We start from the raw sequence: 26683 nt of genomic DNA, 5'->3' as shown, positions 1-26683 counted from the left end.
CGGACGTCATTTGCAACCATGCTACCGATTCCAGGTTAGGCGTGCTGCGGATGTCATGTCCACAATCCCTCTCTGAAGAGCAAAGGCTTTCTTTAAACCCTGCTGTAAGGGTTCTTTGCTTCCAATCATCTGCTTTTTCACAACCATGGTCAGTGCCCGATTCCGTTTCTCCTCCCACGTCTTTTGCCTGCTGGCAGCCACATTTTCTCTGATCCCTCAGTGGAGCCTCCGGGCAGCCGATGGAACCTGGATCTTCACGACTGGAGGAAGTTCAAACTGGAGTGAAGCTGCCAAATGGAGCGGCACGATTGCAGACGGTGCCGGTTTCACGGCTTTCCTGGCCAACGCCAACTTGGTCACGGCTGACCAGACCATTGTCTTGGACACCTCCCGCATCCTTGGCGCCATCCGCCTCGGTGACAACAACAGCACAGACCGCCGTGCGCTGACCATCAGTTCATCGGGCGGGACCACGCTGACGTTCGACAACACGCCCAATGGAGCCAATGCCAGCCTCGTGCAGATCAGCACCAGTGCGGGGGATACGATCTCTGCGCCGGTGGTGCTCAATAGCTCGCTGGATGTCATGAACACCGCGCCGGACCGCACCCTGACCATCTCGGGGGCGATCTCTGCAGGGACGACGGGTCTTAAAGTGATCACGAATAAAGGGGTCAGTTCGCCCGCTCTTACGACCAATCCCTTTGCAACCAACGTGGGCACGGGCCCTGTTACCTTGAGCGGCATCATCAGCGACGGTTTGGGCCAAGTGGCCATCGTGCAAAACAGCCCTGGCAACAGCACCCTGGCCCTCAATGGGGCCAACACTTTCACGGGTGGTGTGACGCTGAATGAAGGCACCCTCACCTTGGGTAATGCCACCTCTCTAGGAGCGACCAGCGGCAAACTGGTAATCAACAGCGGTTATTTGAACTCCAGCATCGCTAATTTGGCCCTGACCACCAACAACCCGGTGGAGATCAACGGTAGCTTTTCCTTCTTCGGTTCACAGAGTCTCAACCTGGGCACGGGAGCGGTGACCTTCAGTGACAACATCAACATCACCTCCAATAGCAACCAACTTACCCTTGGCGGCAACATCAGCGATGGTGGCAACGGCTACAGCCTCACGAAGACCGGCCAGGGGCGAGTTTACCTCACGGGCACCAACACCTACACGGGTGGCACCACGGTGAATGCGGGCTTCCTGATCGTGAACAAGAATGCTGCGCTGGGCGGGACCGGCCGCAATGTCGCGGTGAACTATGGTGCCACACTCGCCGCGAACTACGCCATCGATCAAGCCTTTGTGGATCGTGTGGACACGGCCTCCGTTGGCACTTTGGCGCTTTGGACCAACAGCGGTGGGGCGCTCAACCTTTCGGCTTTCCCCAACATGCGTCTGGGCTCTGGGAACAATGCCACTTACTCCGGCACCCTCACCCCTCATGGCACGACCTTTCGCCTGGGTGGTGGCAGCTCCACCCTCACTGTCTCCAGCGCTTTGACGGGTGCAGGCAATTCGTTGGAAGTGGGCATTCAGGGCAGCAGCGTGGGGAATGTGACCCTCAGCGGTAACAACACCTATGGTGGCAGCACCACCGTGCGTGGCCCAGCGGTGCTCCAGCTCAATGGTAACACGGGCCGCATCGCCGACACTTCAGATTTAGTCATGGCGGGCAACGGCACCTTCCGTTACGATAATACAGGAGCGACTGCCGCCATCAGTGAAACGCTCGGCGTGCTGCGACTTGAGGTCGGAGACTCGACGGTCCTTTCTCAGCGCACCCTCGCCTTTGATAGCACGCTCACCTTCGCGAGCTTTAACCGTTCCAGCGGAGCCACCGTCAATTTCACCGTGGGTGGTACAGGAGCGACCACCGCTTTGCAAAAGGTAGCGTTTGCCTCGGCTCGCACCGCAGGTGCTTTCATGGACGCTGGTCTTTTTGTCAGCGGAGCCAACTACGCCGCCTACGATGTGGGCGGGTTTGTCCGCGCACTCGATTACACGACGGATAGCAACACGGCGAGCGTGGGCGCCGGGGCTACCCTGGCAACGGGCAGCGGTAAGCATGTGAATCTCACGGGCAGTCTTTCGGCCCAGACCACGGACAGCATCGAGACTTTGCGCATCAGCAATGCTTCCAATGTCAGCCTTGCCTCTGGGGCCACGCTGACGGTTTCTGCGGGTGGTATTCTGAAATCTGGAGCCTCTACGGCAACCATTGATGGCGGCACGGGCATCACGGTTGGCGGTGGCAGGGAACTGGTCATCCGCGCGGATGTCGGGGCGGATCAGTTGAACCTCACGTCCAACATCCTTTCCACCACAGGCGCGCTGACCAAGTCGGGCGCAGGCATTGTGGCCCTGGCAGGCACGAATGCCTACACCGGACAGACCACCGTGAATGCGGGCACGCTGCGCATCCTCGGCTCCCAGGCCCTGGGCAGTGGAGATGTGGCGCTGAACGGAGGCACCCTGGACCTGCGTGCGAATGGCACCCTGCCTAACAATGGAGGCACCCCGGAGACCTTCACGTTCGGCCAAAATGTCGTGGTGGGGGCAGATGCCACCATCGCCGTCAATACGCTGGCGGGGACGAGCACTCAGGCCAACAAGACCATTCGCATGGGGAACCTGAGCATCGGCGGCAATGTGCTGACGGTGACCAACAACAACGGCTACGGCCTGGAGTTCTCCGGCACGACGACCCTGAGCCCGGGTGCCACGGGCAACACCGTTCTCAACTTGGCCACGGCCAAACCTTCAAACCTCATCCAGGCATTGACGCTCAGTGGCAAGGTGACGGGTAGCTCGCAATTGACCCTACGCGGTGCCGGCATGGTTCAGCTCACCAACAGCAGCAATGACTTCGTGGGGAACATCCTCATTACCGGCGGGGGCCTCGCCGTCTCCAGCGATGGCGCTTTGGGCAATGCGGCTAACCAAGTGCTGATGACGGATTCCAACAGCACCTCGACTTTCCGTGCCCTCGAAACCTTCGCGACCAGTCGCAGCTTCACCTTGGGCAACAACGCGGCCACCAACAACATCTTCCAGGTGGTCGCAGGCAAGACCTTCACTCTCAACAGCGCTTTCCTTGGCAACAACGGCTTTGTGAAGTCTGACAACGGCACCTTTGAAATCAATGCGGCGAACACAGGCTGGGACGGCACGGTGATCGTCCAGGACGGCGTTCTCAAAATCTCCAACTCAGCGGCCTTAGGCAGCACGGTGGGCACCACTTGGGTGAACAACCAGGAGACGGCCCTGCATCTCAATGGCGGGCTGAGTGGCATCACCGTAGCGGACAAACTGTACCTGTTTTCTTCGGGTCTCAACAGCACCGGTGCCTTGCTCAGCCTCACGGGCAGCGGGGCCAATACAGTCTCGGGTGACATCGTGCTGAATGGCACGGCGGCTATTGGGGTAGAAGCAGGCAGCACGCTGAATCTCACCAGTGCCAACGCCATCACGGCCAATGCAGATCTCACCCCCTCGGGCACCATCACTTCAAACACTTTTTCACTGACGCTCACCGGCGCTGGCAATGGCACACTCGCCAGTCCTATTGCCACCGGGGCCAGCACACTCATCAAGATGGGCACCGGTACCTGGACGCTCACGGGCACCAGCACTTTTACTGGCACGACCCTTGTGAACAACGGCACCCTGGTGCTGAGCGGAACCACTGGAAAAATCGCCGGTGGGGCTGCCGTGCAGCTCAGCCCAGGGGCTACCCTGGTGCTGGATAACCGATCAGGCCATCTGGATAACCGGCTGGGAACTCGAGGCGTCCATTTCGGCGGCAATCTCACCATCCTTGGCGATGCCAGCGCGCCGACTTTGGAAACCATCACCAGCAGCAACTTGTCAACGGGCAACACCGCTGGTGTGCTGACCTTGGATGCAGATCCTAGCCAGTCGCTGACGTTGCAGGTGAATAGCGGCAGCTTCTCTCGCAGCGCGCAGGGCACGGCGCTTTTTCGTGGTGATAATTTGGGCAACACCCCAGGTGCGGGTGTGGCGACGATGAAAGCCACCACGGCCCCTACCTTTGTGGGTCAAACAGGTGCAGCGGGCACGGCCAGTCGCGGTATCCTGCCCTGGGCGATTGTGGATCAATCCATCACGGGTTCAGGCACCGCCTTTGCCACCTACGATTCCGTCCGTGGGATCATAGCGCTGAATGCCGTGGCGGGTGAGGAACTGGGTCATCTTCAGGCAGGGACCAATGTGGCGCTGGAAGCTGGCCGAGTCGGGTTGGGAGCTTACTCCATCAACTCGCTGAATCTTCGCAGCTCTGGTGGCGTGGAACTGAACCCCATGCAGACGCTGAATATTGAAAGTGGCGGCCTCTTGGCCTTTACAGGAAATTCGGGCATCCAGGGCGGTCTGCTTTCCACCAGTTCCAACCGCGAGTTGATTGTCCATGGACTGGGAGATCTGGAGATCGGCTCCGTCATTACGGGCACCACGGGTGGCCTAACTAAGACCGGTGCGGGAACCCTCAGTCTCACCGCTTCCAATCTCTACACGGGCGCTACCACCGTGAATCAGGGCACCCTGAAACTGGCAGGCGGCCATCAAACCCTCCTGGCCGGGCAGCCTCTCAATGTCAACACCGGCGGGACACTGGATCTCAACGGCACCACGCAAATGGTGGGTGCCCTGCGCAGCCTGGGCAGCACGGCGGGTGAAACGCCCATGACGGGTGGCATCATCACCTCCACCAACAGCTCCTCCACGCTTGTGATCAATGAGACCACCAGCACCACTTTTGCCGGACAGATCACGGGAGAGGTGACCTTGATCCGCTCCAATGGCAACACGCTGAACCTCACCAATGAAAACAGTTACACAGGCCCCACGGTCTTGAATGGCGGGGTCACCAGCCTGCGTGATGGCGGCAAGATCACGGAGTCTTCCAGCCTGGATCTCAGCTACGGCGCGCTGCGCTTTGAAAACAATTTCCTGACCGACGATGCAAACCGGCTGGCGGATGACATTGGCATCACTCTGCGCGGTGGCACCCTCAGCCTGTATGGCCGTGGCGGCTCCATGGCATCGGAAACGGTGGGCCTCGTGAGCCTCGCTCAGGGCAGCAACATCATCACCGCTGCGACAGGTAGCAATAATGGTAGCCTGATGCCGCAGTCGGCCACGCTGACGCTTTCAGGCTTCACGCGGGATGCCGATGCCGCAGCGACGGTGAACTTTGGCCAGAGCTACTCGGGCACCAGTTCGGAACGTCTGGGCCTTGTGGCCAGCACCGGTGGTTCTTCAGAAAATATTGTGGTTACGGGTGGGCTTGCTACGACCAACAACATCGTGGGTCCATGGGCGATCGTGACGAACTACTTCAACACCAATGCGGCGGAGTTTGCCGGTTATGACACTGCCGGTGGAGTCGGTGCCTTGAATACGGTGGGCTTTGCCGGTTACGATGGCAGTGCCCTGCCAGCCACCAGCCAACCGACGCAAAACATTCGTCTGGCGGCCTCGGGTGCCGTGGCGGCAAGCGGCCTCAACATCAACTCGCTTAACTTCATTGGAACTACGGCCACCCCGGCTCCGGTGATCAGCTTTGCGAATGCCACAGACGTGCTGAATCTCACCAGTGGGGGCCTTTCCGCCAGCATGGAAAATGATGTCACTTTCACCCCGCAGATCGGCACCACGCCTAACCAGGGAAGAATCACGGCGGGTGGGATCAATCCTGGAGACACCACCGACCTCTTCATTTTTTATCAGAACAAAGCCACTGCGAACCTCTTCACCATCAATTCGGCGATCATTGACAACCCCACCAACAACCAAGCGGTGCGCTTAGTGGTCTGGGGTGGTGTGTTTGGCCAGTTCCCAGTGGTGCTAAATAGCAACCTGAACAGCTACACCGGCGGCACCGTGGTGAACGGTCAGATCCTTCAGATCGGCACGGCGGGTGCAGCGGGAAATCTGCCTGCGGGAGGGCTGACCCTCAATGGAGGCACCGTCACTCAAATCAATGGCACCATCGCCGCCCAAGACGTGACCTTGAATGGTCCCTCGGTCCTGACCCTCACGGGTAGCAACACGCTGAACAATGTGACCTTTAACAACACGGGTGGCAGCACCAACCCAGCCATCAACGTCGGCAGTGGGACGCTGACACTGGGCGGAAACATCGAGGTCACTTCCTCCAATGTGAGCAGCACGGCGACCATCTCTGGGGGCACGCTGAGTCTTGGCGGCAGCACCCGCACCGTGGACGTCGCGGCCATTCGGTATGCTGAAGCTGCACTCTCGCCTGAACAGGCGGCGTTGAACATTTCCAGCGCCATCACGGGCACGGGAGCGGGCCTGATCAAAACGGGTGACGGCTTCTTGCAACTGAGCGGAGCCAGCACCTTTTCCGGTGGGGTGGATCTCCAGTCTGGTGGGCTGGTCATCGGAGCCAGCACGACGGGTACGGTGACCAGCGGCCCTCTGGGCACTGGCACTTTGACCCTGGGCCAAGACACCACGTTGACGGCCGATGGCACCGCCCGCACCGTTTCCAATGCCGTGGCAGTCGGCGGTGACTTTACCCTGGGCGTGCGCGGCCCCGCAGTGCCCGCAGCGTTGACTCTCTCTGGTGCCATCGCCTGGGGCAGCAGCTTGCGCACCGTCACCGTGAATAGTGGCCCTGGCACCTTGCAGACGATCTTCGGCACGATCACTGGCAGTGGCGGCCTGGTGAAGACGGGCATCGGCACTCTCGCCCTGACAGGCAACAACACCGCTTCGCTGGACTGGCGTGCAGAGGGCGCGGTGACCGTGGAAAATGGCAGCCTTCGAATCAACAATGACAACTCCCTGGGCGCGGCCCCGGTGACAGCCACTCCGGATAACATCGTGCTCAACGGCGGCTCTCTTTCCGTGGGGGCTAACGTCACGCTCAACTCGAACCGCGGCATCGCGTTGGGAGAGGCCGGCGGCACTGGCACTGGGATTCTGGACGTGGTGAACACCGCAGAAACCCTGGGTTATGCCGGGATCATCACCGACAACGGAACAGGTGCAGACAACCTGCTTAAAACCGGCACCGGCACCCTGTTGCTGAGCGGGGTCAACACCTACACGGGTAACACCACCATCGCCGCGGGCACGCTCACCCTCGGGGCGACCGGCTCGCTGAATGATTCTGCCAGGATCAGTGTCCTCACGGGCGCGACCTTCAACGTGAATGCCGTCAGCGGTGGTTTCCAGCTACAGGCCGGCCAGATTATGGAAGGTGGGGGCAGCGTGACGGGGGCCATTTCCGCCCTCAGTGGTTCCATCATTGCCCCAGGTTCGAGTGTGAATGATGCGGCGGAAAGGCTCAGCTTTGGCACCGGGCTCAACCTCGCCAGCGGCTCCACCCTGCAACTGCAGATCACGACCGCCAGCTTCACCAGCACCAACAACTTCGGCGGCAATGCCTACGGTTCCTTGGGCTACAACAACTACATCATCGCCAATGCGGGGGGCCTCGGAAACCACGATCAGGTGAGCATCACCGGCACGCTGGATCAGGCGACTGGAGCAAAAATCCAGGTGCTATCTCTGAACTTCACACCGCAGAATGGCCAGATCTTCAACCTCGTGGACTGGACCACGGCCTTCAATAGCTCGACCAACTTGGGACCTGACGCCCGTTTCGGCGACCTGGATGCTGGCTTGGATCTGGACCTGCCAGATATATCCGGCTCGGGCCTGTTCTGGGATACCAGCCACTTTGCCACCCTCGGAGTCGTTGTGGTGGTGCCAGAGCCGGGGCGCGCGATGCTGCTGCTGCTCGGGCTCATGGCCTTGTTCGGCACCCGCCGTCGTGGCCGGCTCATCTAAGGCAGGCTTGTCGCAATTCACACACACTTTGTCGTGGTGATGAGCCACGGCATTGTCGTATCATGGCAACTCCAACCCATGAAATCCGCCGCCGTCGTCAATTACGCGCCTGAAAAAGGCTCTGTCGAAATCCGTGAAATCGAGCAGCCCGAAATCGGCGCGGAGGACGTGCTGCTGGAGGTCGCCAATGTGGGCGTCTGCGGCAGTGATCTTCACCAGTGGACAGCAGACCACTCCTGGCCGGTGAACTACCCTGTGGTGCTCGGCCACGAATTTGGCGGTCACATCATCCAGGTGGGCAAAGACGTCGAAGGCTGGAAGGAAGGCGACCGCGTCGTGTCTGAAACCGCCGCCATCATTTCCAAGGACAATCCCATGACCCGTCGGGGTTTGTACAATCTGGACAATACCCGCAAAGGATTTGGTTATGGCGTGAACGGTGCCATGACCAAATATGTGCGGGTGCCCAGCCGCATCCTGCATCACGTGCCAGATCATCTGCCCTTTGAGCAGGCCTGCCTCACGGAGCCCTGCTGCGTGGCCTATAATGCGGTGGTGAAGAATGCCCGCATTGAACCAGGCGACCGTGTGGTCGTTCTCGGCCCTGGCACCATCGGCATCCTCTGCGCGGCCATGGCCCGTCTTTGTGGTGCGGAGGTGGCCATCGTTGGCTTGCCCCAGGATGCCCATCGCCTGGAACTCGCCCGCAAGCACTACGGCTGCCAGGTGATCATCGGCGATGCCAAACCGTGGGCTCTGGAGCGCGATGGCCTCGGCTGCGATGGCGTCATTGATGCCGCTGGTGCCAGCGTTACGCTCAAGATCGCCCTCGATATCGTCCGCCCAGCGGGCTGGATCAGCAAAGTTGGCTGGGGGCCTCAGCCCCTCGGCTTCAACATGGATCCCCTAGTGCAGAAGAACATCACGCTTCAGGGCAGCTTCAGTCACAACTGGCCGATCTGGGAGCGCGTGATTGCTCTCCTCGCCAGCGGCCAGTTCGACGTGAAACCCATCATTGGCGGCGTCTGGCCTGTCACGGAATGGCATGAAGCTTTTGAGAAAATGCACAAAGGCGAGGTGGTGAAGAGTGTCTTACGGCCCGTGTAAAAAAGGCCGTCGCCACAAAACGACGCTAGTTGTTTCCCAGCCTCACGTTAATAGCTTCCCATGAAAATCCTGCTGCCTCTGGCTCTCCTTTCTCTCACGGTCAATGCTGCCTTCTCGGCTGACTATCCGCGTGTTCTTTTCTCCGACGACTTTACTGCCGAAGGTTTTGGCAAGGCCTGGGGCCACTACAAAAGCGCCAGCATTGTCAAAGACGGTGTGCTGGTCGGCATCACCGCACCCACCTCGGATCACTCCGCTGTGGATCACATCCGCATCGAAGGTGAAAAGGACCTCGAAGTGTCCGTGAAGTTCCGCTTCGTCAGCGACAAGGCCAAGAGCTTCAATGTCTGGTTCGATGACAAGAACTACAAGGGCTCCCATGCCGGCCACATCTGCCAGGCCACCATCAGCCCCACGAGCGTGAATCTCTCCGACGCCAAAACCGGCGGCTTCAATCTCGAAGGCGGTCTCTATGAGCGTAAAAAGGCCAATCAACTCACCGAAGATGAAAAGAAGATGCTGGCAGCAAAAGCCAAGCGCCTGCCTGTGAAATTGGCCCTGCAGGAGTGGCACACGCTGGTGGTGCAGACTCAGGGCGACGAGCTCAAGGTGACGATTGATGGCAAAGAAGTCGGCAGCTTTAAATCTGATGGCATCACCCATGCCACCAAATCCCTGATCAGCCTCACCACCAATCCGGTGGACGTGGAGTATGACGACTTCGCCATCAAGGGCATCGCCAAGTAGGCGGGCAGAAAGTTGCCATGCAGGGTTTTAGAACAGCCCTGCATGCAAAAGGCCTAAACATCGGCTGGCGCTCTGCTTGGGTTTTGCCAAGATCAGCCCAGCCTATGATTCGCCTTCTTTTCCTCACCCTGAGCGCGGCTGCCTTCACTCATGCAGCCGAACAAGCCACCGCCTCCCGAGTCGCTGAAGTCACCAGCGTACCCGGCCTCGTTGCCTTCTGGGACTTTGTGAAGCGTGAGCCTGCTGGCGTTCATCGCTTTACTGCCCATGTGCCCGCAGGAGCCAAGACAGACTACCCGCTGGATGCCGCGAACTACGTCAAGGATTACTGGGGTGCGGGCCGTGAGGCCACCTATGCAGATTTCCCGCTCCTGGGGCGTGGCCCTTTTGGTCAGGCGATTCAGATTGTGAAGGAGAGCGATCCGGACTTCCGCCCCTTCCTCTTCGTGCCGCGTGCGCGGCTGCATGATACCCCGCTGGACATCAAAGGTACTGGCAAGTCCGTGACGGTCGTCGTCTGGGCCATTCGCGAAAGTGGCAATCACGCCCTCGCAGGCATCTGGCATGAAGGCACCGACTTGAAAGAAAAAAGCACGACCACCATCGCCAAGGTGGAGCGTGGGCAGCGCCAATACGCCCTCTTTGCTGGCCTCAACAAACAAGGCAGTGCCTGTGGGCACGTTTCGGAAAACGGCGCGAGTTCCTTCCTCAACAAGTATGCTCTGCACAAGAGCAACTCCGCCGGCCTTTCACCCGAAGTTCCCGCCGATTCATCCCATGAAGTGCTCGATGCCTCGTGGCAGTGCTTTGCCATGACCTTCGACCATGAAAAGGACGAACTCACCGGCTGGCTCGATGGCATCTCCGGCGACCGCTGGCTGGACAACCCGAAGAAGGACAAGCTCATCTCCTTTGCCTACAATGCTTACATGCAGGGCCATTACGCGAAGCTGCCCGGCAAGCAGGAGGGCGAGGACGAGGCCTTCCCGAAAGATCAATATTACAATCCACCAGAAGGCGAGCCGCTGAGCGTGAAAGTGCTGCGCGAATCCGCAGACGAACGCATCGAACTGCGTGAGCATCGCTTCACCAAAATCGAGGTGACACTGCGCGGCGGAAAAGAAGTCGCTCGTGATCTCGTCGCCCTGCGACTGAACCCCTGGTGGTACCCGCACGATCTCTACACGCCGAAGGACGCCCAAAGCGGCGGCCCCTTCACCATCGGCCGTGTCATCCACAGCAGCCGCAGCGTCGGCTTCACCGGCTGGATCGGTGGCGTGGCGGTCTTTGATCGGGCGTTGAGCGCTGAGGAGTTGGGTGAGCTGGCGGCGCTGCGAACTGCGGTGGTGTCTTCTCCGTAGAATCAAGCTGGCACCATTGACAAGTTTCATGAGTAGCCTCAATGTAGAGACATGACAGCCACAATCCAAAAATGGGGCAACAGTCTCGCTTTGCGCATCCCTTTTGCCGTCGCCAAGCAAATTCATGTCAAGGAGGGCGATCCCGTGACGCTTAAAGTCGGCGCTTCCGGGCTCACCGTGAAGGCTGCTCCGAAGAAGATTAATCTCGATGACCTGCTCGACCAAGTGACGCCTGAAAACCTCCACTTGGCGACCGAATGGGGTGCAGACGTGGGCCGGGAGGTTCTGCCTCCATGAAGACCAAAGGCCCGCCCGTGCCCGAACTCGGCACTCTCGGTTGGCTGGTTTTCGATCCCCAAGCAGGGCGTGAGCAGGCAGGCCGCCGCCCCGCCATCGTTTTGAGCCACACCCGCTATAACGAGAAAACTGGTCTCGCCATCTTCTGCCCCATCACCAGCAAAGCCAAAGGCTACCCCTTCGAACTCGCCGTCCCTGCTGGACTTCCAATCGGTGGCCTAGTTCTCTGCGATCATATTCGCTCGCTGGACTGGAAAGAGCGCAAATGGCAGCCCATCTGCAAAGTGCCCCTCAGCTTCTTGCATGAGGTCATAGCTCGGACGATGACGTTGTTTGAGGTGCCGTCGTAAATCAGCCCGCAGCTCCCAAATGTGCGATTTCCAATACTCCAACCTTAGTGGAAAAGACGGTGGAATTCCAGGCATCACTCGCGTGAGAAGCCTTCTGGGTGGTCTCCTGTAGAAAAATGACAGCCACGATCCAAAAATGAGGTAACAGTCTCGCTCCATGCAGCCTTCTTGCAGTTGCCAAGCAGATTCACGTCAAAAAAAGCTAGTCATCAACAATTAATTTCTGTGAGTTTATCTGAACCAGATGCCGAAGAAAGTAATCGTGTATGCTCCGATTGCGTGGGAGAGGATCATCTCAAAAACCTCATCCGAACCACAGGAACCGTGGGCTTCTGCTCCTACTGCGACGAAGAAGGGCGCACACTTTTTATTGAGGAAGTTGCAGATCTCGTTGAGCGCGCTTTTGAAGAACACTATGAGCGCACCGCCACCGAACCCGACGGGTTTGAGTATGCGATGTCGCGAGAAGTAGGGTGGGATCGAGATGGTGAGGAGGCAAAATGGGCGATTCTCAACGCTGCTGATGTCTGCGAAGAAATTGCAGAGGACATCCGGTGCGTGCTAGAAGATCGTCACTACGATCATGGTCTGGTCGAGGTTGGAGAGGAGTGTGCTTTTTCGCACGAGTCTCACTATACTGAGAAGGATGCGGGCCACGGTGAGTTCCTCGTTCTATGGAATGATTTCGAGCGTGGCCTCAAGACTCAAAGCCGCTTCTTCTCACCATCAGCCAAACTGATCCTCGATCAGATTTTCAATGGAGTTGCTGAACTGCGAACGACCAGTCGAACAGGAGTGGTGGTGACGATAGGACCAGGAATGCCAATTAACGCTCTTTACCGCGCACGGGTTTTTGCTGGTGAAGACGACAAACTGGCCGAGTCTCTTAAAGCTCCGTGGAAACATCTCGGCACGCCGCCCACAGAGGCTGCCTGTTCAGGAAGGATGAATGCGCGGGGTATCGCTGTGTTCTACGGAGCTCGAGACGCCAGAACGGCGCTATCTGAAGTTCGGCCGCCAGTCGGAAGCAAAGTAGCTCTGGCCATTTTCAATATCATGCGGCCCCTTCGGCTGCTCGATTTGACCGCCCTGAGATCGGTATCCGCTGGCGGAAGCATTTTCGATCCTGCCACCATTGTGCAGATGCAGAGGTGTAACTTTCTGGAGGTGTTGAGTCATCTCATGTCCCGCGCCGTTATGCCGCACGAAGAGGCGTCAGAATATCTGCCCACGCAAGCAGTCGCCGACTACCTGGCTAACGAAGCCCGATTGGATGGAATAGTTTTTCCATCTGTTCAAACCGGACAGGAATCATCGAACGTGGTGTTGTTCCACCACGCAGCTAGAGTTGAGGAGGTGGAATTACCAAAAGGAACCAAGGTGGACGTTCAACTTGAGATGAGAGATTCCGATGGTGTTCAAGACGACTACAGAGTGTTGGAAACTATGCCTCCACCCCCAGAACTTGAAGATGAAAGTCTCGCCACGCATTGGATGTTTGGCCTGAACCATTTCTTTGACCACAACTTAGACACTCGTGCGCCAACGCTCAGTATTGACTTAGAGACCATACATGTGCACCACGTCAAAGCTGTCACCTTTGAGGCACCGTCGCACGCTGTTACTCGGCATCAATTAAAGAGAGCTAGTTACAGTCCCCATAAATGACGCATCACTTCGAGAACCCAACTTCATCATCTGCCAACTTGAGGATGATCTGTAATGCGTCTATTGCAGGATTTTGGATGAGATTGTGTGATTGTCACAGAACGTGATTCAGTGAAATCAGTGATCGCTCCTTGAGATGCTCTTTAGAGAACACCGCAAAACATTGCACTTCATGCAATCTTTTGTAGAGTCCAGCGATGCAGCCTCTCCGGCAACTCGATCAAGTTCTCCGCACGATCGCGGATCGGGAGCATTGTGTGTTTGCGCCGTCGGATCTGGCGGCGGCGGTGCCGGGGTGTGGGCAGTTGGCGGTGCTGCTGTCGCGAGCGACGAAGGCGGGGCTGTTGAAGCGAGTTTGCCGAGGAGTCTATCTTTATCCGGTGCCGGACTATCCGGCGGGGCATTTACTTTTTCATGCGGCGGCCCGGCTGCGGGCGGGAGAGTTCAATTACATCAGTCTAGAGACGGTGCTGAGTGACGCGGGTGTGATCTCACAGGTGCCAATGAACTGGATCAGCCTCATGACCTCTGGGCGCAGCCATGTGGTAGACTGCGGGGACTATGGGCATATCGAGTTCGTGCATACGGCTCAGCGTCCTGACGATGTGAGCAGCGAGCTGACCTATGACCCGGAGAGGCATCTCTGGCGTGCCTCGGTGCGGCAGGCGCTGCGGGACATGAAGGCCACGCGCCGCAACATGGAACTCGTGGACGAGGAAGTGGCGCTTGAGCTTGTTTGACCAACTCGTGAACGAAGCACTGCGCTCACGTGCGGAGCTGACGTCCCTGCGGCCCGTGGTGGAGAAGGAACTGCTGCATCACGACATCCTTCGCGAGATGAGCGGGGCGGGTTTGCTCGCTGGTCTCACGTTTATTGGCGGCACCTGCTTGAGAGCTTGTTACGGCTCCGCCAGGCTGAGCGAAGACCTCGACTTCACGGGCGGCAGCCGTTTCAAAAAGAGCGATCTTGCTGAATTAGCCCGCGTGCTGACCGAGCGGCTGCAAACCCGCTACGGACTGCCTGTGAGCGTTAGCGAACCGGTCAAAACCGGTGGCAAGGTGTCCACATGGAAGCTCACCATCGAGACACGTCCCGGCCAGAAGCATCTGCTAGCGCAGCGCATCCATCTCGACATCTGCGCCATCTCCAGTCACGACCCGCGCCCGATGATGCTGCGTAATCTCTACGGCATCGACCTCGGCACCTCGGGGCTCATTCTTCAAGCGCAGAGCCGCGAGGAAATCTTGGCGGACAAGATCATCGCGTTCGCTTTCCAGGAGAGCCGCATCAAGAACCGCGATCTCTGGGACATCACCTGGCTCACCCAGCAAGGCATCGAACTCCCGACCCAACTCATCCCAATCAAAATCCGCGATCATCAGCGCGAAGAAGCCGAGTTTGTGACCTTGCTTCAGGGTCGAATCGCAGCTCTGAAAGTGCAGCCAGAAATGCGCCAGGACTTCATGAAGGAAATGCGCCGTTTCCTCCCGGCTGCCATCGTCCGTGACACGATCGAGAAAGAAGTCTATTGGAGCTATCTGGCGGATGTCTTGGCGGATCTTGGCAAGAAGGCTGTGGCGGCTTTGAAGTAGGTGACTGGCAGGTGTTGGGAGCGCCTTCGCCGTCGTGCCCATGAGCATGTCGGATTTCACACAGTCTTTGTCGTGGCGGAAAGAAGGCGGATTCGAGTAGCATTCAGTCATCTCGATCTTTCAACCCAACACCATGCGTCTCGAAAACAAAGTCATCCTCATCAGCGGCAGTGCTACGGGCATTGGCAAGGCCATCGCGAAATGCTGCGTGACCGAAGGCGCGCGTGTCATCATTCATGGCCTGGAAGCAGACCTCGCGGCCGAAGTCGTCGCAGAACTGGGCGCAGATAAAGCTGTGGCGCATGTGGAAGACTTGACGAATGAAGGCTGCCCGCAGCGCCTTGTCGATCTCGCCTTGTCTACCTATGGCCAGTTGGACGCCGTGGTGAACAACGCGGCTATGGTTTCCCAGGGGAACATCCACACCACCGATGCCGCATTTTTCATGAAGATGATGTCGGTGAATGCCCTCGCTCCCTTTCTCCTCACGAAGGCCGCTTTGCCGGCGCTGACGAAGACGCATGGCAGCGTCCTCAACATCGGCAGTGTCAATGCTTACAGTGGGGAGCCCAACCTGCTCCCTTACAGCATTTCCAAAGGCGCCTTGATGACCCTCACTCGCAATCTGGGTGATACCCTCATGCGTGAAAACGGCGTGCGTGTGAACCAGATCAACCCCGGCTGGGTACTGACGGAAAACGAGGCCAAACGCAAACGCGAGCACGGCCTGCGTGAGGACTGGTACACGGATCTCCCCAAAGTCTATGCTCCCGCCGGACGCATCCTCTGGCCGGAGGAAATCGCCGCTGCCGCTATCTTCTGGCTGGCGGATGAAAGCGGCCCCATCAGCGGCCAAGTCATGGATCTGGAGCAGCACCCTTTCATCGGTCGAAATCCACCCAAAGATACCTCCACGATTCCAAGCAAATAATTTGTTAGGCCGTCTTTCCTGCACCCCTTTTATTGCCATGCCCAAGCTCGCCGCCTTCCCCAAAGCATTCATGCAGCAGCTCTGCAAAGAGGGCACAATGTCCGTTTCGGAATGGATCGCCCTTGCCTCCAAGCTCGATATTCAAGGCCTGGAATGGTATGCAGGCTTCCTGGAAATGGCCGATGAGAAAAACTGGCCCCGCTTTCGCCGGGAGGTGGAAGATACCGGCAAGGTCATCCCCATGATGTGCTGCTCCCCGGACTTCACACATCCCGATGCTGCATTTCGGGAAAAGGAGATCGCCAAACAAAAGCGCTGGATTGACATGACCCAGGTTCTTGGCGGTAGCTACTGCCGCGTGCTCAGCGGCCAGCGTCGCCCTGAATTGAGCGTGGATGAGGGTGTGAAACTCGCGGCCGATTCCATCCATGCCTGCCTCCCTTATGCGCAGGAACGTGGCATCACCCTGATCATCGAAAACCACTACAAGGACGATTTCTGGGAATACCCCGAGTTCGCCCAAAAGATGGACGTTTTCTGCCAGCTCGTGGCCGCCGTGGAGCATCCCTTTTTCGGGGTCAACTATGACCCTAGCAACACCTATCTGGCCGGGGAAGATCCCCTTGAGCTCTTGAAGCGGGTGTCACATCGCGTGGTCACCATGCATGCCAGCGATCGCTACTTGGCTGAAGGCACCATCGAAGATCTGCGCAAGGAAGAAGGCGGTGCCATGGGCTACGCCAAACGCCTCCGCCATGGCGAGATCGGCAAAGGCCTGAATGACTACGACGCCATCTTCACCGAACTCAAAAGCCAAGGCTTCGATGGCTGGATCAGCATCGAAGATGGTGTGGATGGCATGGACCAGCTCGCCCGCAGCGTGGACTTCCTGAAACGGAAGATCGCGCAGCATTGGGGCTGATGAATGGCGAAATACCGCTCCTGATAAGACATGTCTTTAGCTTGCACTGAAGGCCTGATGTCACGAATTACTCTTGGTTAGGTGTTTACGGTGTGATTACATCATAGGATGAGATCCCCCCGCTCATACCTAACCCTCGCCCGGACTCTTTTTCTGGCCATCACTGGTCTTCCCTTGGTTTCCCAAGGGGCTGCCTACACGTGGGTGCCGACGGCTGCCGGCACCACTTACGACTGGAACAGCGCCGCGAATTGGACTCCCGCCACGGCTTTCCCCAATGCCGTGGATGACGTGGCCAACGTGAACATCAATCTCGCTGGAAACCAGACCATCCGGCTGAATCAGCAAATCACTTTAGGGACGCTGAATCTGGGGGACTCTACCTCGACCTATTTTGGCATCACCCTGAATGCTGGAACAGGCGGTTCATTGGTTTTTCAGACGACGTCAGGTTCGGCCTTGCTGGCGCGCTTGGCGAACAGCAACGCGACCGATGTGATCAATGCCGATGTGCTGTTGAATTCGCCGCTGAATGTCAGCCTGGCGGCAGGCAGCAGCAATGGCATCCGCCTGGCTGGGCTCGTGTCTGGGGCGAATGGCATTGACGTCACCGTGCCCACCATGCCCACGGGTTCGCTCAATGGTTTTTTGGAGATGACCAACACCAACAACAGCTACACGGGAGACACGGTGGTCTCCAATGGAGTGCTGATTTTCCGGGGCAGTGTGCTCAGTGGGCAGAACAGTGCACTGGGCAATGCCACCTCCGCCGTGAAAGTGGGCAGTGCAAACACGGCCATCAGCACCACCGACATCCGCAACAGCACTGCCACCCAGCTTCGGCTGCGCGCTTCGAACGACACGGAAAACTATGTTTTTGAGCGCGACCTGGACTTTTCCGGCAATACCGGCACCAGCCCGCAAAACGGACGTGTGCGTTTTTCCCTGGATGGCGATGGCGCGGGTGGGCTGAATACAAACACGCTCACCATCAGTGGCGATGTGACCCTGGGGTCCAATGCACGCAGCGTCGAGTTCCTCGCCACCCGTGAGGGGCAGACCATCTACTTCACGGGTCAGATCGCCTCTGGCACCGGCGGTAATGGTACCGTGTTTTGGGGCCCTGGCTCCCCTGGCAACAGCACCGATGGGCGAAACAATGGCACCATCCGTTTTTCGGATCTCGCGCGCACCTATGCCAATGGTCAAAACATCACCGCAGGCACCGTCGTCATCGAAGGCTCCGTCGGTGCCGTGGGCACGGCCAGCCCCATCGGCACGCAGACCTTCAGCCTGGGAGATGGCAATGGCGGCAATCTTTACTCGCCGAATACGGAGGGCGGCAGCCGCCGTCTGTTCATGGAGACACCCGGCACCACCTTTGCCCGCAGCCTTTCTCCGGCGGGCGGCACAGGAACCAATCTGGCGGGCACCACCAATGTCAATGGGGTGACCCCAGCCGTTTATCAGAGCCTGTATGGGAACTCCGGCAGCATGAACCTCATGAACGGCTATGAATTTGGCGGTCTGAACACCAGCGGCACGGTGATCTTTAGCGGCAGCATCGCGGCTCAAAATGTCAACGTGCCTGTCACGGGTACGGCGGCCGGGGCTGGTGGCACCAATGTCATCACAGCCGTGCATAATTTTGCCCTCAGTGCGGCCACGGGTGGTACTACCGTTTTTTCCGGAATTATTTCCGGCAGTACGGCTCCCGTCGCTGGCTCGCAGACGCCCGGTGCCGCCATGGCGGCCAACAATACCCGCATCACCATCAACCAGTTCCGCAATCACGCCAATCTAGATACCAATCTCGATGGCCTGCCCGATGCCAATGCAAACCAGCTCGTCGGCACAGCGAAGCAGGGCACGGTGGTCTTTACGGCTGCCAATACCTATGGCGGCGGCACGGAGGTGCTGGGGGGCGCGCTGCTGGTGAACAACACTGGTGGCTCCGGCACAGGCACGGGGGCGGTCACCGTCACTGCGGGCGCACTGGGTGGCAATGGTTTCATCGTGACCACCGCAGGAGTCGCGGTGAGTGCCGGGGCCATTCTTCGTCCTGGCGATCCCACTGTTTCCGGTGGCCTCGGTGCCCTTACGGTCACCGCCCCCGTCACGTTGAATGCCACTGGTGGCAGCATCTTGGACTTCCAGATCAGCCGCACCACCAGCGACGTCAATGCGAGCAATCTGCTGGCCAATCTCAACCCCAATGGCACCATGAACTGGGATGCCATCGCGGCGAACGCAGGCGGTCTTTACGCCAAGGATGGCACCATCAACAACGACACCCTCGTCATCAATGGCACGCTGAATGTGAACAGTAGCGGCAGCACGAATGTGAAGATCGGGGCAGCCTCGGGTGGCGAAAACTTGAACTATTCGGCGGGCATGGTCTGGGATCTCCTGGACTGGACCACGATGGTGAATGGTTCCGAGACTTCCTACACTTTTGAAGTGGACAGCGCGCTGCAAAACTACCTAGACCTCAATGGCCTCATGCTGGATACCAGCCGCTTTTGGGACACCGGCTTTGTCGGCATTGTCGTGGTGCCGGAGCCTTCCCGTGCCGTCCTGTTGTTGATGTCTTTGGGTGCCTTACTCATGCGCCGTCGGCGGGGCTGATTTGGCAAAGCTTGGGCGCGGGTGTCGCGTTTCACACAGTCTTTGTCGTGGTCAAGCAGGGTTTGGTTTCGTTAGGATTCAGGCATGAAACTTTTTGCGCCCGGACTCCTGTCCCTCCTGCTCTCCTTGGTGGCGGCTCCCTTGCTGGCAGATGACACAGCGCGCATCGCTGCGCTGGTGGGGGCTGGCGGTGTGGTTACCATCCCGCCGGGGGACTATCATTTGGAGGGGACAGCGCCTGTGAAGCTCGTTTCCAATAGCACCATCACTGCTTATGGAGCCCGGTTTCACTTGCCGAAAGTCCTGGGAGACAAAGCGCGCCTGGTCCTGTTTGCCGGGCAGGACATCCACCACTTCACTTGGTTAGGCGGTGAGTTCATCGGGCATGTGTTTGACCCTGCGCAAAAGGACAACACCTGGGAACCCAGTGTGAATACCAAAGGCATCGAGATCACCACCTCGGAAGGCGGTACCACGCATGACATCCTATTCCGCGATGTGAAATCAAACGGCCTAGCGGGCGCGGTGATCGGAGTGCATGGTCTCAGCAAAAAGGGCCAGGAAGGAGAAGTCATCACCCCGGCCCAGCGGGTGGCGGTGGAAAGCTGCACCTTGCTCCGCAGTGGCAAGTTCATGTGGGACTATGGCTACCTGTGGCAGATCCTCACTTGGCCGGAGGCCTATGAAACCTGGGAAGTGGAGCGAGCCCGGAAGTATTTCCGCATGGATAAACTGCGGCCCGTTATCTCCATCAAGCCGGGAGACGACCGCGTGTTCGTGGCGAATCAGGCTGATCCCTGGCCTGTTAGTGCCAATGACGAGCCCAAGGAAGCCCTCACCTTTCTGGGGTCGCATTTTCCATCAAACTTGGTTAGGGGGCGGCAATACTTTATCGTGGATTCCACCCCGGAGTTCATCAAAATCTCTGAGACTCCAGGCGGCCCTCCCATCCGGTTTGAGGGCGGGGCAGATGGGGAATTGATCATGGCCCACAATATCTTCGCGACGTATCTGGCCGCCTACGCGCCCACGGGTAGCGGGCCAGGGAAGGGGGCGTTTGATATCACTGGGGCCCATGACGTGCGGGTCACCGGCTGCCAGCTCAGCGCCCTCGGCGATACCATGCACATCCAGGCCTGCAGGAACATCGTCTTTGCCAATAACCACATCCTTGGTTCCCGCATGGGGGCCTTCTTCCTCGCCGAATTTTGCCAGAATGCCACCATCACCGGGAACCTGATTGATGGCACCAATGGCTCTCGAGTGATGAGCGTGGAGAAGTCCTGCGAGGATGTCACCATCGTGGCCAATACCTTTCGCAACGGCGGGCGTGGGAACTGGATCAACCAGCCGAAAAACTTCATCCTTCAAGGCAATGTGTTCGTGAACAACACCACGAAGAACGAGCCCGACCTGCGCCGGGGCCGCATCGCCTATCAGACAGGCAAGCCCGTGAGTTTTCCTGAGCTCTACTTCACCTTATACGAGGAAGGGGCCAGCTACGGCCCGGTCATCGTGCGGGACAATGTCTTTTCTCTAGGAGAGTTAGCCCCTCAGGAAGCCGTCACCTTTGCGCCCAATGGCCATGATATTCAGATGACCGGCAATGTTTTTCAAAACCGCCCTGCCACCATCGTCGTGGACCCTTCTTGCCAAAACGTGAACGTGAGCTCGAACCAAGGGGCCGAGACCAAGATCGCCCCAGTAGATTTTAATCACGGAAGACGTTAGGCCGTGAAACGGCCTTCGTCGCGGTTCGTATTGCCATCGTGATCTAGATCAAATGTCCGCTTACTGGCCATGGTGCTTCCGCATCAGTGGCATCACCACATCGGGATGATCCGTGGCAAAGGACTCCACGCCTAGCTCCAGCAGGCGTTCATAGATGCCCGGTGAATTCGCCCCCCAGGGCAGCGACTGGAAAAGGATGCCACGCTTTTTCAGCTCCGGCCCCACGCTTTTCAAAAATGCTTCCGAAGGCTCGATCGCGGTCCAGCCCGTTGTCCCCTTCTTCTCCCTCACGTGGATCTGCACCTGCGTGATGTCCGGAAACCCCGTCCGTTTCAGGCTTTCGATCCGCTCCCTCAGGCTCTCCTCCGTGCCGCCCATCCAGTGCAGCGTGTGGGAGTCTGGCAGCAGCGTTTTCCATTCGTGGATCACCTCCAGCTTGGTCGAGGCCAGGATCACCTGCGGGGCCACCTCATGCTGCTTGGCCAGCGCCGCCAGGGTAGGCAGACTCACCTGCTTGATGTCCAGATACAGCCGCCGTTCAGGCCGCGCCTTCATGATGGCAAAAATATCCGCCATGCTAGAAACGTGGCGCTTTTGGAAACCCTGCGGACTCTCCGCCCCCACTTCCAGTTTGGAAAGCTCGTCAAAGGTCACATCCTGTACCCCCTTTTTCTTCAGCGCTTCATCGGCCCCATGCACCACGCGGGCAAAGTCGGCATCGTGGAACGCCACGATCACGCCATCACTCGTCGTGCGGATGTCCGCCTCCGGGATCGTCCCCAAGCCCCAGCCCAGCTCAAACGCCGCGATAGTATTCTCCGCCGCCAGCACCCCCGCGCCCCGATGACTCTGCACAATGAAAGGCGGGACCGCCTCCGCCGCAGACGTCTGGGGGATAGAGGTCGTCAAGGTCGCAGCCGCGAGGAGAAAGGTGGCAAAAATCTTCATGGAAATGAGGGGGAAAGGATAACGAAAAAAGCGGCCCCATTTGTCCAAGTCATTCAAGAACCCTGGATCAAAAGGCATCGTTTTACCCATGCCACCCTCTTCCCCTCCAGGCCGCCACCGTCCTGCAACAATTCCTTCAGATTGAGGTCCATCCATCTAGTTAGGCCCAGCGCCCTGACTAAAAGTCAGTTGTTGGACGAACCAGTAAAGGGCCTGCTTCCATTCGGGTGGGGTGTGTCCGTGGTCGGTCACGTGCCAAAGGTGGGGAATGTTTTGGTTCTTGAGATAGCCGTGAAGGTCTTGGCTGATGTGGAGGAGGCCATCTTGATTGCCGCAGGACAGCCAGAGGAGTTTGAGCTGTTTGGCGGTGGCGGGGCTCTGCAGGTCTTCGGATTTTTTCGTGTTGGGAGCAGATGAGAAGCCACCGACCCACGCAAAGGTCTCCAAATTCCCCAGACCGAAATTCAGAGCCTGCCCGCCGCCCATCGAAAGACCTGCGATGGCCCGGTGCTCTCGGTCTTGGAAGGTACTGTAGCGGGATTCGATGGCCGGGATCACATCGTGCAGCAGGTCGCGCTCGAAGACGGCAAAGGCGGCTGCATGCTGGAAGACATCGCCCGTGGGCTGGTCATTCTTTTGCGCACGTCCATTCGGCATGACGATGATCATGGGCACGGCTTTTTGATCGGCGATGAGATTGTCCAGCAACACCTCGGGTGAGGCGAATCGCGCCCACTCCGTCTCATCTCCACCAATGCCATGCAGCAGATAGAGCGTGGGGTATTTCTTCGCCGCTGAATAATTGGGTGGGGTGTAAACCTGCATCTTCCGCCGCGTGCCGACGGTTTTAGAATCGTACTCGATCATCTCCAGCTTGCCGTGGGGAATGTCTGTACGCCTTAAATCCCAACCGACGGGAGGTGCAGGAAAGGCGGGCTTATCATCTGCCTTCAAAACGATGGGCCCCCACGCCGCCCGTGGATGTGGCGGCGGGCTTTGCTCCGGTGGCGAAGTCGGTTCTTGAGAGAGCACTGGCAGCGCCGCCAGCAGGATGAGGAGGAAAAAGCGTCTCATGGTGGCTGAGAAGGGGATGGACTCTAAAGAAGCATGGTTTGATAGCCCTTCTTTTAAGCCTGGAGTCACGAGCTGCGGTAGGCCGTCTTTTGTGTGATCTCGGCCATCATGAATCCGCGCCCAGCTTTGGAGCTAATCTATCCTGTTAAACCTTTTGTTAGGCCGTGGAAGCTGCAAATGAAAGGCCCCCAGCACATCCCTGGAGACCGCTTGTTTCTGCCGCGTCAGAGTAACGCTAGGGAGCTGGTGCTGGGACGAAAAAGGAAATCGCGCCGGAGCTGCTCTCGGTGCTGGCGGCTCCTCGGAGAGCGGGAAGGATGAAGTGGCCTTGGCCGATCAAGGTCGAATCTGCGGTGGGGCCTTGGCGCAGGATGCCTGTGAAGGTGGCTTTGCGCGTGACGGGTTTCGTTGCGGGAGGAACCACGGGTTCTGCCACGGTGAATTCGCCCGTGAAGGCCCCGGTCGTGGGCTTGAGGGCCAGTTTAAAACCCGCGGTATTAGGGGCAGGCAGCAGCACCGTCCCCGTTGCTTTCAGGCTGAGAAGGGAAGGCAGCGAAGCCACCTGCAACTCGCTGAGGGACCCATTTAGATACTCCAACTCAAAGGAACCATCTACCGTGGGAGATGGGGCGAGACCGAGACGCTGGCCCAGACTGATGGCGGCTACTTCTGGGGCTGCGCCACGAGCGGGAATGCGGGCGGCTGGGGGCAACCAGAGCTCGAGATTCGCCTGGGTGACGAGAGGCCCGAAACCGACACGATAGGACTTATCGCTCACCAGTCCTGGTTTGGCCCACACGAAAGGAGCCGCTGCCGTCCGATAGCGCAGGCTGGGTGACGTGGTGAAATCTTGGCTGCTGACGAGCGGCAGATACCCACCGAAACGCTGGCCTAACCGCGTGCCATAGGGTTTGATGAAAAGGCGGTAAGCCTTGGCGTGATCGTGCAGAGCGGAGGTGGTGAAGGGGGTGCCATCGGCCAACTTACCCGCCAGGGTGAGTTTACCCGCATCCGTGATGGTGCCTGTGGCATAACCTGCGCCTTCAGGCAGCGACAGGGCCTGGAGACCTGGCAGCGATGAGGGGCTGGCTGGCGGCAGGAGAAGGGTGTAGGCCCCTTTGAGCCCTGTGGTGGTGCGCGGTGCGGCGATTTCCAATAACCGTCCATGCGCCAGAGTGCCATACTGTTGATTGTCGCGCTGTAGGCTGCCTTCTAAAGTGCCCTCCTCGGAATTCAGCGTGAAAGTCAGGCTGTAAGTGCGCGCAGGCAGATCTCGCGTGGCTGGCAGGTTCAGCACCACAGTATCCGTTCCGGTGGCGAGATCCACGGAAGTCAGCAGCGCGCGACCTGGGGCCAGAGGAATGGCCTTCGCCTCCTCTGCCAGCAGGAGACTGCCGGTGTAGGTCAAAGAATTTTTGGAAGGTGTCAAGGTCAGCTTGCCCATAGGCAGCAGGTCTGCATCCAAGACCAGGGCCTCCAAGGTGGTGCCGAATCCACGTACCGTCACGTGGGCGAGTGGGGTGCCCAAGACGAAGCTGTAGTTGTTATCCAGTCCACCCGTGAAGGTGATGGGGTAACTGCCGAAAGCTGCGCTGTTGGGCCGGGCCGAGGTCATAGGCGTGGGGAGGCTATCGAGATCGCCCTCATCGTCATCGCCCAGAAAACCACTGTAAGTGAGGCCCAGGGTCGGATTGTCTTGGCCGACCAGTCGCTCCACCGGAACGCCCATGACGGTCAGCGGAGCCTTCAGGATTTTCAGGGTGGACTTAGCGGGCGCAACGGTGAGCCCCGGCACATTCAGGGTGGCCGTCACTGCATACGTGCCAGCTTCGGTCGGTGGGATCTCGCTAGGCGCTGCTTTGCCCAGTTGATAACGATAGGTGACCGAAAGTCCTGGCGGTGTGGTCGTGGCCGTCACCGTTTGCGGCAGGTCGTTGTAGGTGCGCGTGGCCGCCGCCAAAGTCACCTTCGCACTGGTGGGTATCGTTACTGAAACATTCCGCGTCACCGCTGGGGCTGGTTCGAAACTGTGATTCCCCGGCTGTTCTGCCCGCAATGTCATCGTACCGAGCTCTGTGACCGTAACGAGCCCTTCGGCATCGATGTTGGCAGAGCCAGAAACGACGGTGTAAGTGATCGGCAAGCCCGAGGAAGCGGTCGCGCCTGGAGAAAAAGCGGCGGCTCCCAGAGTTTTCCCCGCGATCTCTGGAAAGGTGATCGTTTGGGCACTGCGGGTGACTGCCACAAAACTCCCCGCAACCGAGGCCAGAGGCTGATAACCCGTGCGGCGGGAGAGCACACGATAGTGGTAAGTCGAACCTGGGGTGAGGCCCCCAAACGTTGTGACGACCGCAGGTGCGGTGATGTTTTGAGTGAAAAGCACCTGGGTGAAGCTGGCGTCGGCAGCCAGCTCAGCGGTGTAACTTTCGGCGGCATAGGCAGCGTCCCAGTTCAGCGTTGCCGCCGTTCCAGAAGTGTTGGAAACCACCACCCGTGCAGGTGCGGAAAATGTTCCCGTGCGGATGTGGGTCACGTAGGCAGTTTCACGGCCATTGACCAATTGCGGGATGGTGCTGGTGGCTGTGTGAGTGAGGCGAAAGCGGACTTTGACAGGCCCATTTCCTGTCAGGTCCAGCGTGCGTGTTTTCCAAGGAGGATTTGTATCCGTCGTGACGGTATCTGCCACCGTCCCATCCACCAAGGCTTCCAATCGCGCTCCGGCCCCCGTGGGGATATCCAGCCGCCAGGTGTAACTGATCACCGTGGGTGCGGTGAAGGTGCTCTCAAGCCAGGCCTCATCCCCCACTTCCCGCAGCGTGGTGGCACGGGCCACGCCCCCGCCTTGCGGTCCAAAGACATCATACGTCCCCGTCCACAGCGCATGACCGCCCGTGCTCCAGGTGCGCCCTGGTGTATTGATCGCCTCTGCCACCGGGTAGCCTGCATAGCCGACGAGGAGGCGATTCGCATTCAGCGTGATGGCGAGCGGATTGGTGGTATCCGCCGCCGCATAGCCCGTGATGGGATCGTAGGCCGTCGGTGCCCAACCAAGAAAGGCGAGCGGTGTGCCAAACTGTGACACGACAGGATTTGTCACCGTAACGACCGTACCCGCCGGGTGAGAGGTGGTGAGGGCATCCGGCGTGATGGCTATGCCTGCAGGACTGCGCACCACGCCCGACTTACTGGTGGTGGAGTGAGTGACGAGCGTGTCAGGCGTGTGGCCAAAGGCCTGCAACTCGAAATTCTGGGCGAGGAGATTTGGTGCCGCGAGAAACAGCAGCAACAAAACGCCCCAAACGCTCTTGGAGATAAAAGCCCGCAGAGAAGGAGAGGGGACTCGCGAAGAGCTAACCGAACTGCAATCAAGCGACGACGTAAAAGGCCCCGAAGGGGTGTGAGTAGCCAAAATAAAAGAATGTATGAATGAAGTCCAAAAGCTGCCCACCTGATCATGAGTATTCCCATGTCTGCACA

The 26683-nt window shown here is 58.7% G+C and carries 16 protein-coding genes; 13 read left to right on the top strand and 3 right to left on the bottom strand.

Going from position 1 to position 26683, the window contains the following annotated elements:
* The first annotated feature begins 145 nt into the window (after nucleotides 1–145).
* The 13 genes from ABEB25_RS14230 to ABEB25_RS14170 all read left to right on the top strand — a co-directional run bounded on the left by ABEB25_RS14230 (nucleotide 146) and on the right by ABEB25_RS14170 (nucleotide 21184).
* Complete coding sequence (locus ABEB25_RS14230) at nucleotides 146–7849, top strand: beta strand repeat-containing protein (RefSeq protein WP_345737076.1); 7704 nt, start codon at nucleotides 146–148, stop codon at nucleotides 7847–7849.
* A 78-nt stretch (nucleotides 7850–7927) separates the two neighbouring features.
* Complete coding sequence (locus ABEB25_RS14225; RefSeq protein ID WP_345737075.1) at nucleotides 7928–8956, top strand: zinc-binding dehydrogenase; 1029 nt, start codon at nucleotides 7928–7930, stop codon at nucleotides 8954–8956.
* Between the two features lie 60 nt (nucleotides 8957–9016).
* Complete coding sequence (locus ABEB25_RS14220) at nucleotides 9017–9703, top strand: 3-keto-alpha-glucoside-1,2-lyase-like domain-containing protein (RefSeq protein ID WP_345737074.1); 687 nt, start codon at nucleotides 9017–9019, stop codon at nucleotides 9701–9703.
* Nucleotides 9704–9807: 104 nt separating this feature from the next.
* Nucleotides 9808–11064, top strand: coding sequence for a hypothetical protein (locus ABEB25_RS14215; protein WP_345737073.1), 1257 nt, complete (start codon nucleotides 9808–9810; stop codon nucleotides 11062–11064).
* Between the two features lie 51 nt (nucleotides 11065–11115).
* The gene (locus ABEB25_RS14210) at nucleotides 11116–11361 is read left to right on the top strand and encodes an AbrB/MazE/SpoVT family DNA-binding domain-containing protein (RefSeq protein WP_345737072.1); all 246 of its coding nucleotides are present in this window, start codon (nucleotides 11116–11118) and stop codon (nucleotides 11359–11361) included.
* Nucleotides 11358–11711, top strand: a complete 354-nt coding sequence (locus ABEB25_RS14205) for a type II toxin-antitoxin system PemK/MazF family toxin (RefSeq protein ID WP_345737071.1) — start codon at nucleotides 11358–11360, stop codon at nucleotides 11709–11711. Before ABEB25_RS14210 ends, ABEB25_RS14205 begins: the two co-directional genes overlap by 4 nt.
* Nucleotides 11712–11879: 168 nt before the next feature.
* Nucleotides 11880–13379 (top strand): RES family NAD+ phosphorylase, encoded by a 1500-nt coding sequence (locus ABEB25_RS14200; RefSeq protein WP_345737070.1) that lies wholly within the window; start codon nucleotides 11880–11882, stop codon nucleotides 13377–13379.
* Nucleotides 13380–13576: 197 nt separating this feature from the next.
* On the top strand, nucleotides 13577–14119 hold the full coding sequence (gene abiEi / locus ABEB25_RS14195; RefSeq protein ID WP_345737069.1) for a type IV toxin-antitoxin system AbiEi family antitoxin: 543 nt from the start codon (nucleotides 13577–13579) through the stop codon (nucleotides 14117–14119).
* Nucleotides 14120–14126: 7 nt separating this feature from the next.
* Nucleotides 14127–14972, top strand: a complete 846-nt coding sequence (locus ABEB25_RS14190; protein WP_345737068.1) for a nucleotidyl transferase AbiEii/AbiGii toxin family protein — start codon at nucleotides 14127–14129, stop codon at nucleotides 14970–14972.
* A gap of 133 nt (nucleotides 14973–15105) precedes the next feature.
* Nucleotides 15106–15903 (top strand): SDR family NAD(P)-dependent oxidoreductase, encoded by a 798-nt coding sequence (locus ABEB25_RS14185; protein WP_345737067.1) that lies wholly within the window; start codon nucleotides 15106–15108, stop codon nucleotides 15901–15903.
* 37 nt (nucleotides 15904–15940) lie between these two features.
* A complete protein-coding gene (locus ABEB25_RS14180) occupies nucleotides 15941–16825 on the top strand; it encodes a sugar phosphate isomerase/epimerase family protein (RefSeq protein WP_345737066.1) in 885 nt (294 codons plus the stop codon).
* A 108-nt stretch (nucleotides 16826–16933) separates the two neighbouring features.
* The gene (locus tag ABEB25_RS14175; RefSeq protein ID WP_345737065.1) at nucleotides 16934–19453 is read left to right on the top strand and encodes a beta strand repeat-containing protein; all 2520 of its coding nucleotides are present in this window, start codon (nucleotides 16934–16936) and stop codon (nucleotides 19451–19453) included.
* An 84-nt stretch (nucleotides 19454–19537) separates the two neighbouring features.
* Nucleotides 19538–21184: a right-handed parallel beta-helix repeat-containing protein gene (locus ABEB25_RS14170; protein WP_345737064.1), complete on the top strand. Its 1647-nt coding sequence runs from the start codon at nucleotides 19538–19540 to the stop codon at nucleotides 21182–21184.
* A gap of 60 nt (nucleotides 21185–21244) precedes the next feature.
* Here ABEB25_RS14170 and ABEB25_RS14165 read toward each other — a convergent pair whose 3' ends face one another.
* The 3 genes from ABEB25_RS14165 to ABEB25_RS14155 form a co-directional block, all read right to left on the bottom strand.
* The gene (locus tag ABEB25_RS14165) at nucleotides 21245–22132 is read right to left on the bottom strand and encodes a glycerophosphodiester phosphodiesterase (protein WP_345737063.1); all 888 of its coding nucleotides are present in this window, start codon (nucleotides 22130–22132) and stop codon (nucleotides 21245–21247) included.
* 156 nt (nucleotides 22133–22288) lie between these two features.
* Entirely contained in the window at nucleotides 22289–23206 is a 918-nt protein-coding gene (locus ABEB25_RS14160; RefSeq protein ID WP_345737062.1) for an alpha/beta hydrolase, read from the bottom strand.
* A 235-nt stretch (nucleotides 23207–23441) separates the two neighbouring features.
* Nucleotides 23442–26495: an MBG domain-containing protein gene (locus tag ABEB25_RS14155; protein ID WP_345737061.1), complete on the bottom strand. Its 3054-nt coding sequence runs from the start codon at nucleotides 26493–26495 to the stop codon at nucleotides 23442–23444.
* Between the last annotated feature and the right edge of the window lie 188 nt (nucleotides 26496–26683).

The organism is Prosthecobacter algae, from assembly GCF_039542385.1.
Classification (GTDB): Bacteria; Verrucomicrobiota; Verrucomicrobiia; order Verrucomicrobiales; family Verrucomicrobiaceae; genus Prosthecobacter; species Prosthecobacter algae.
Note: the sequence above shows the minus strand (reverse complement) of the source record. Positions and strands in the feature narration are given on the sequence as shown.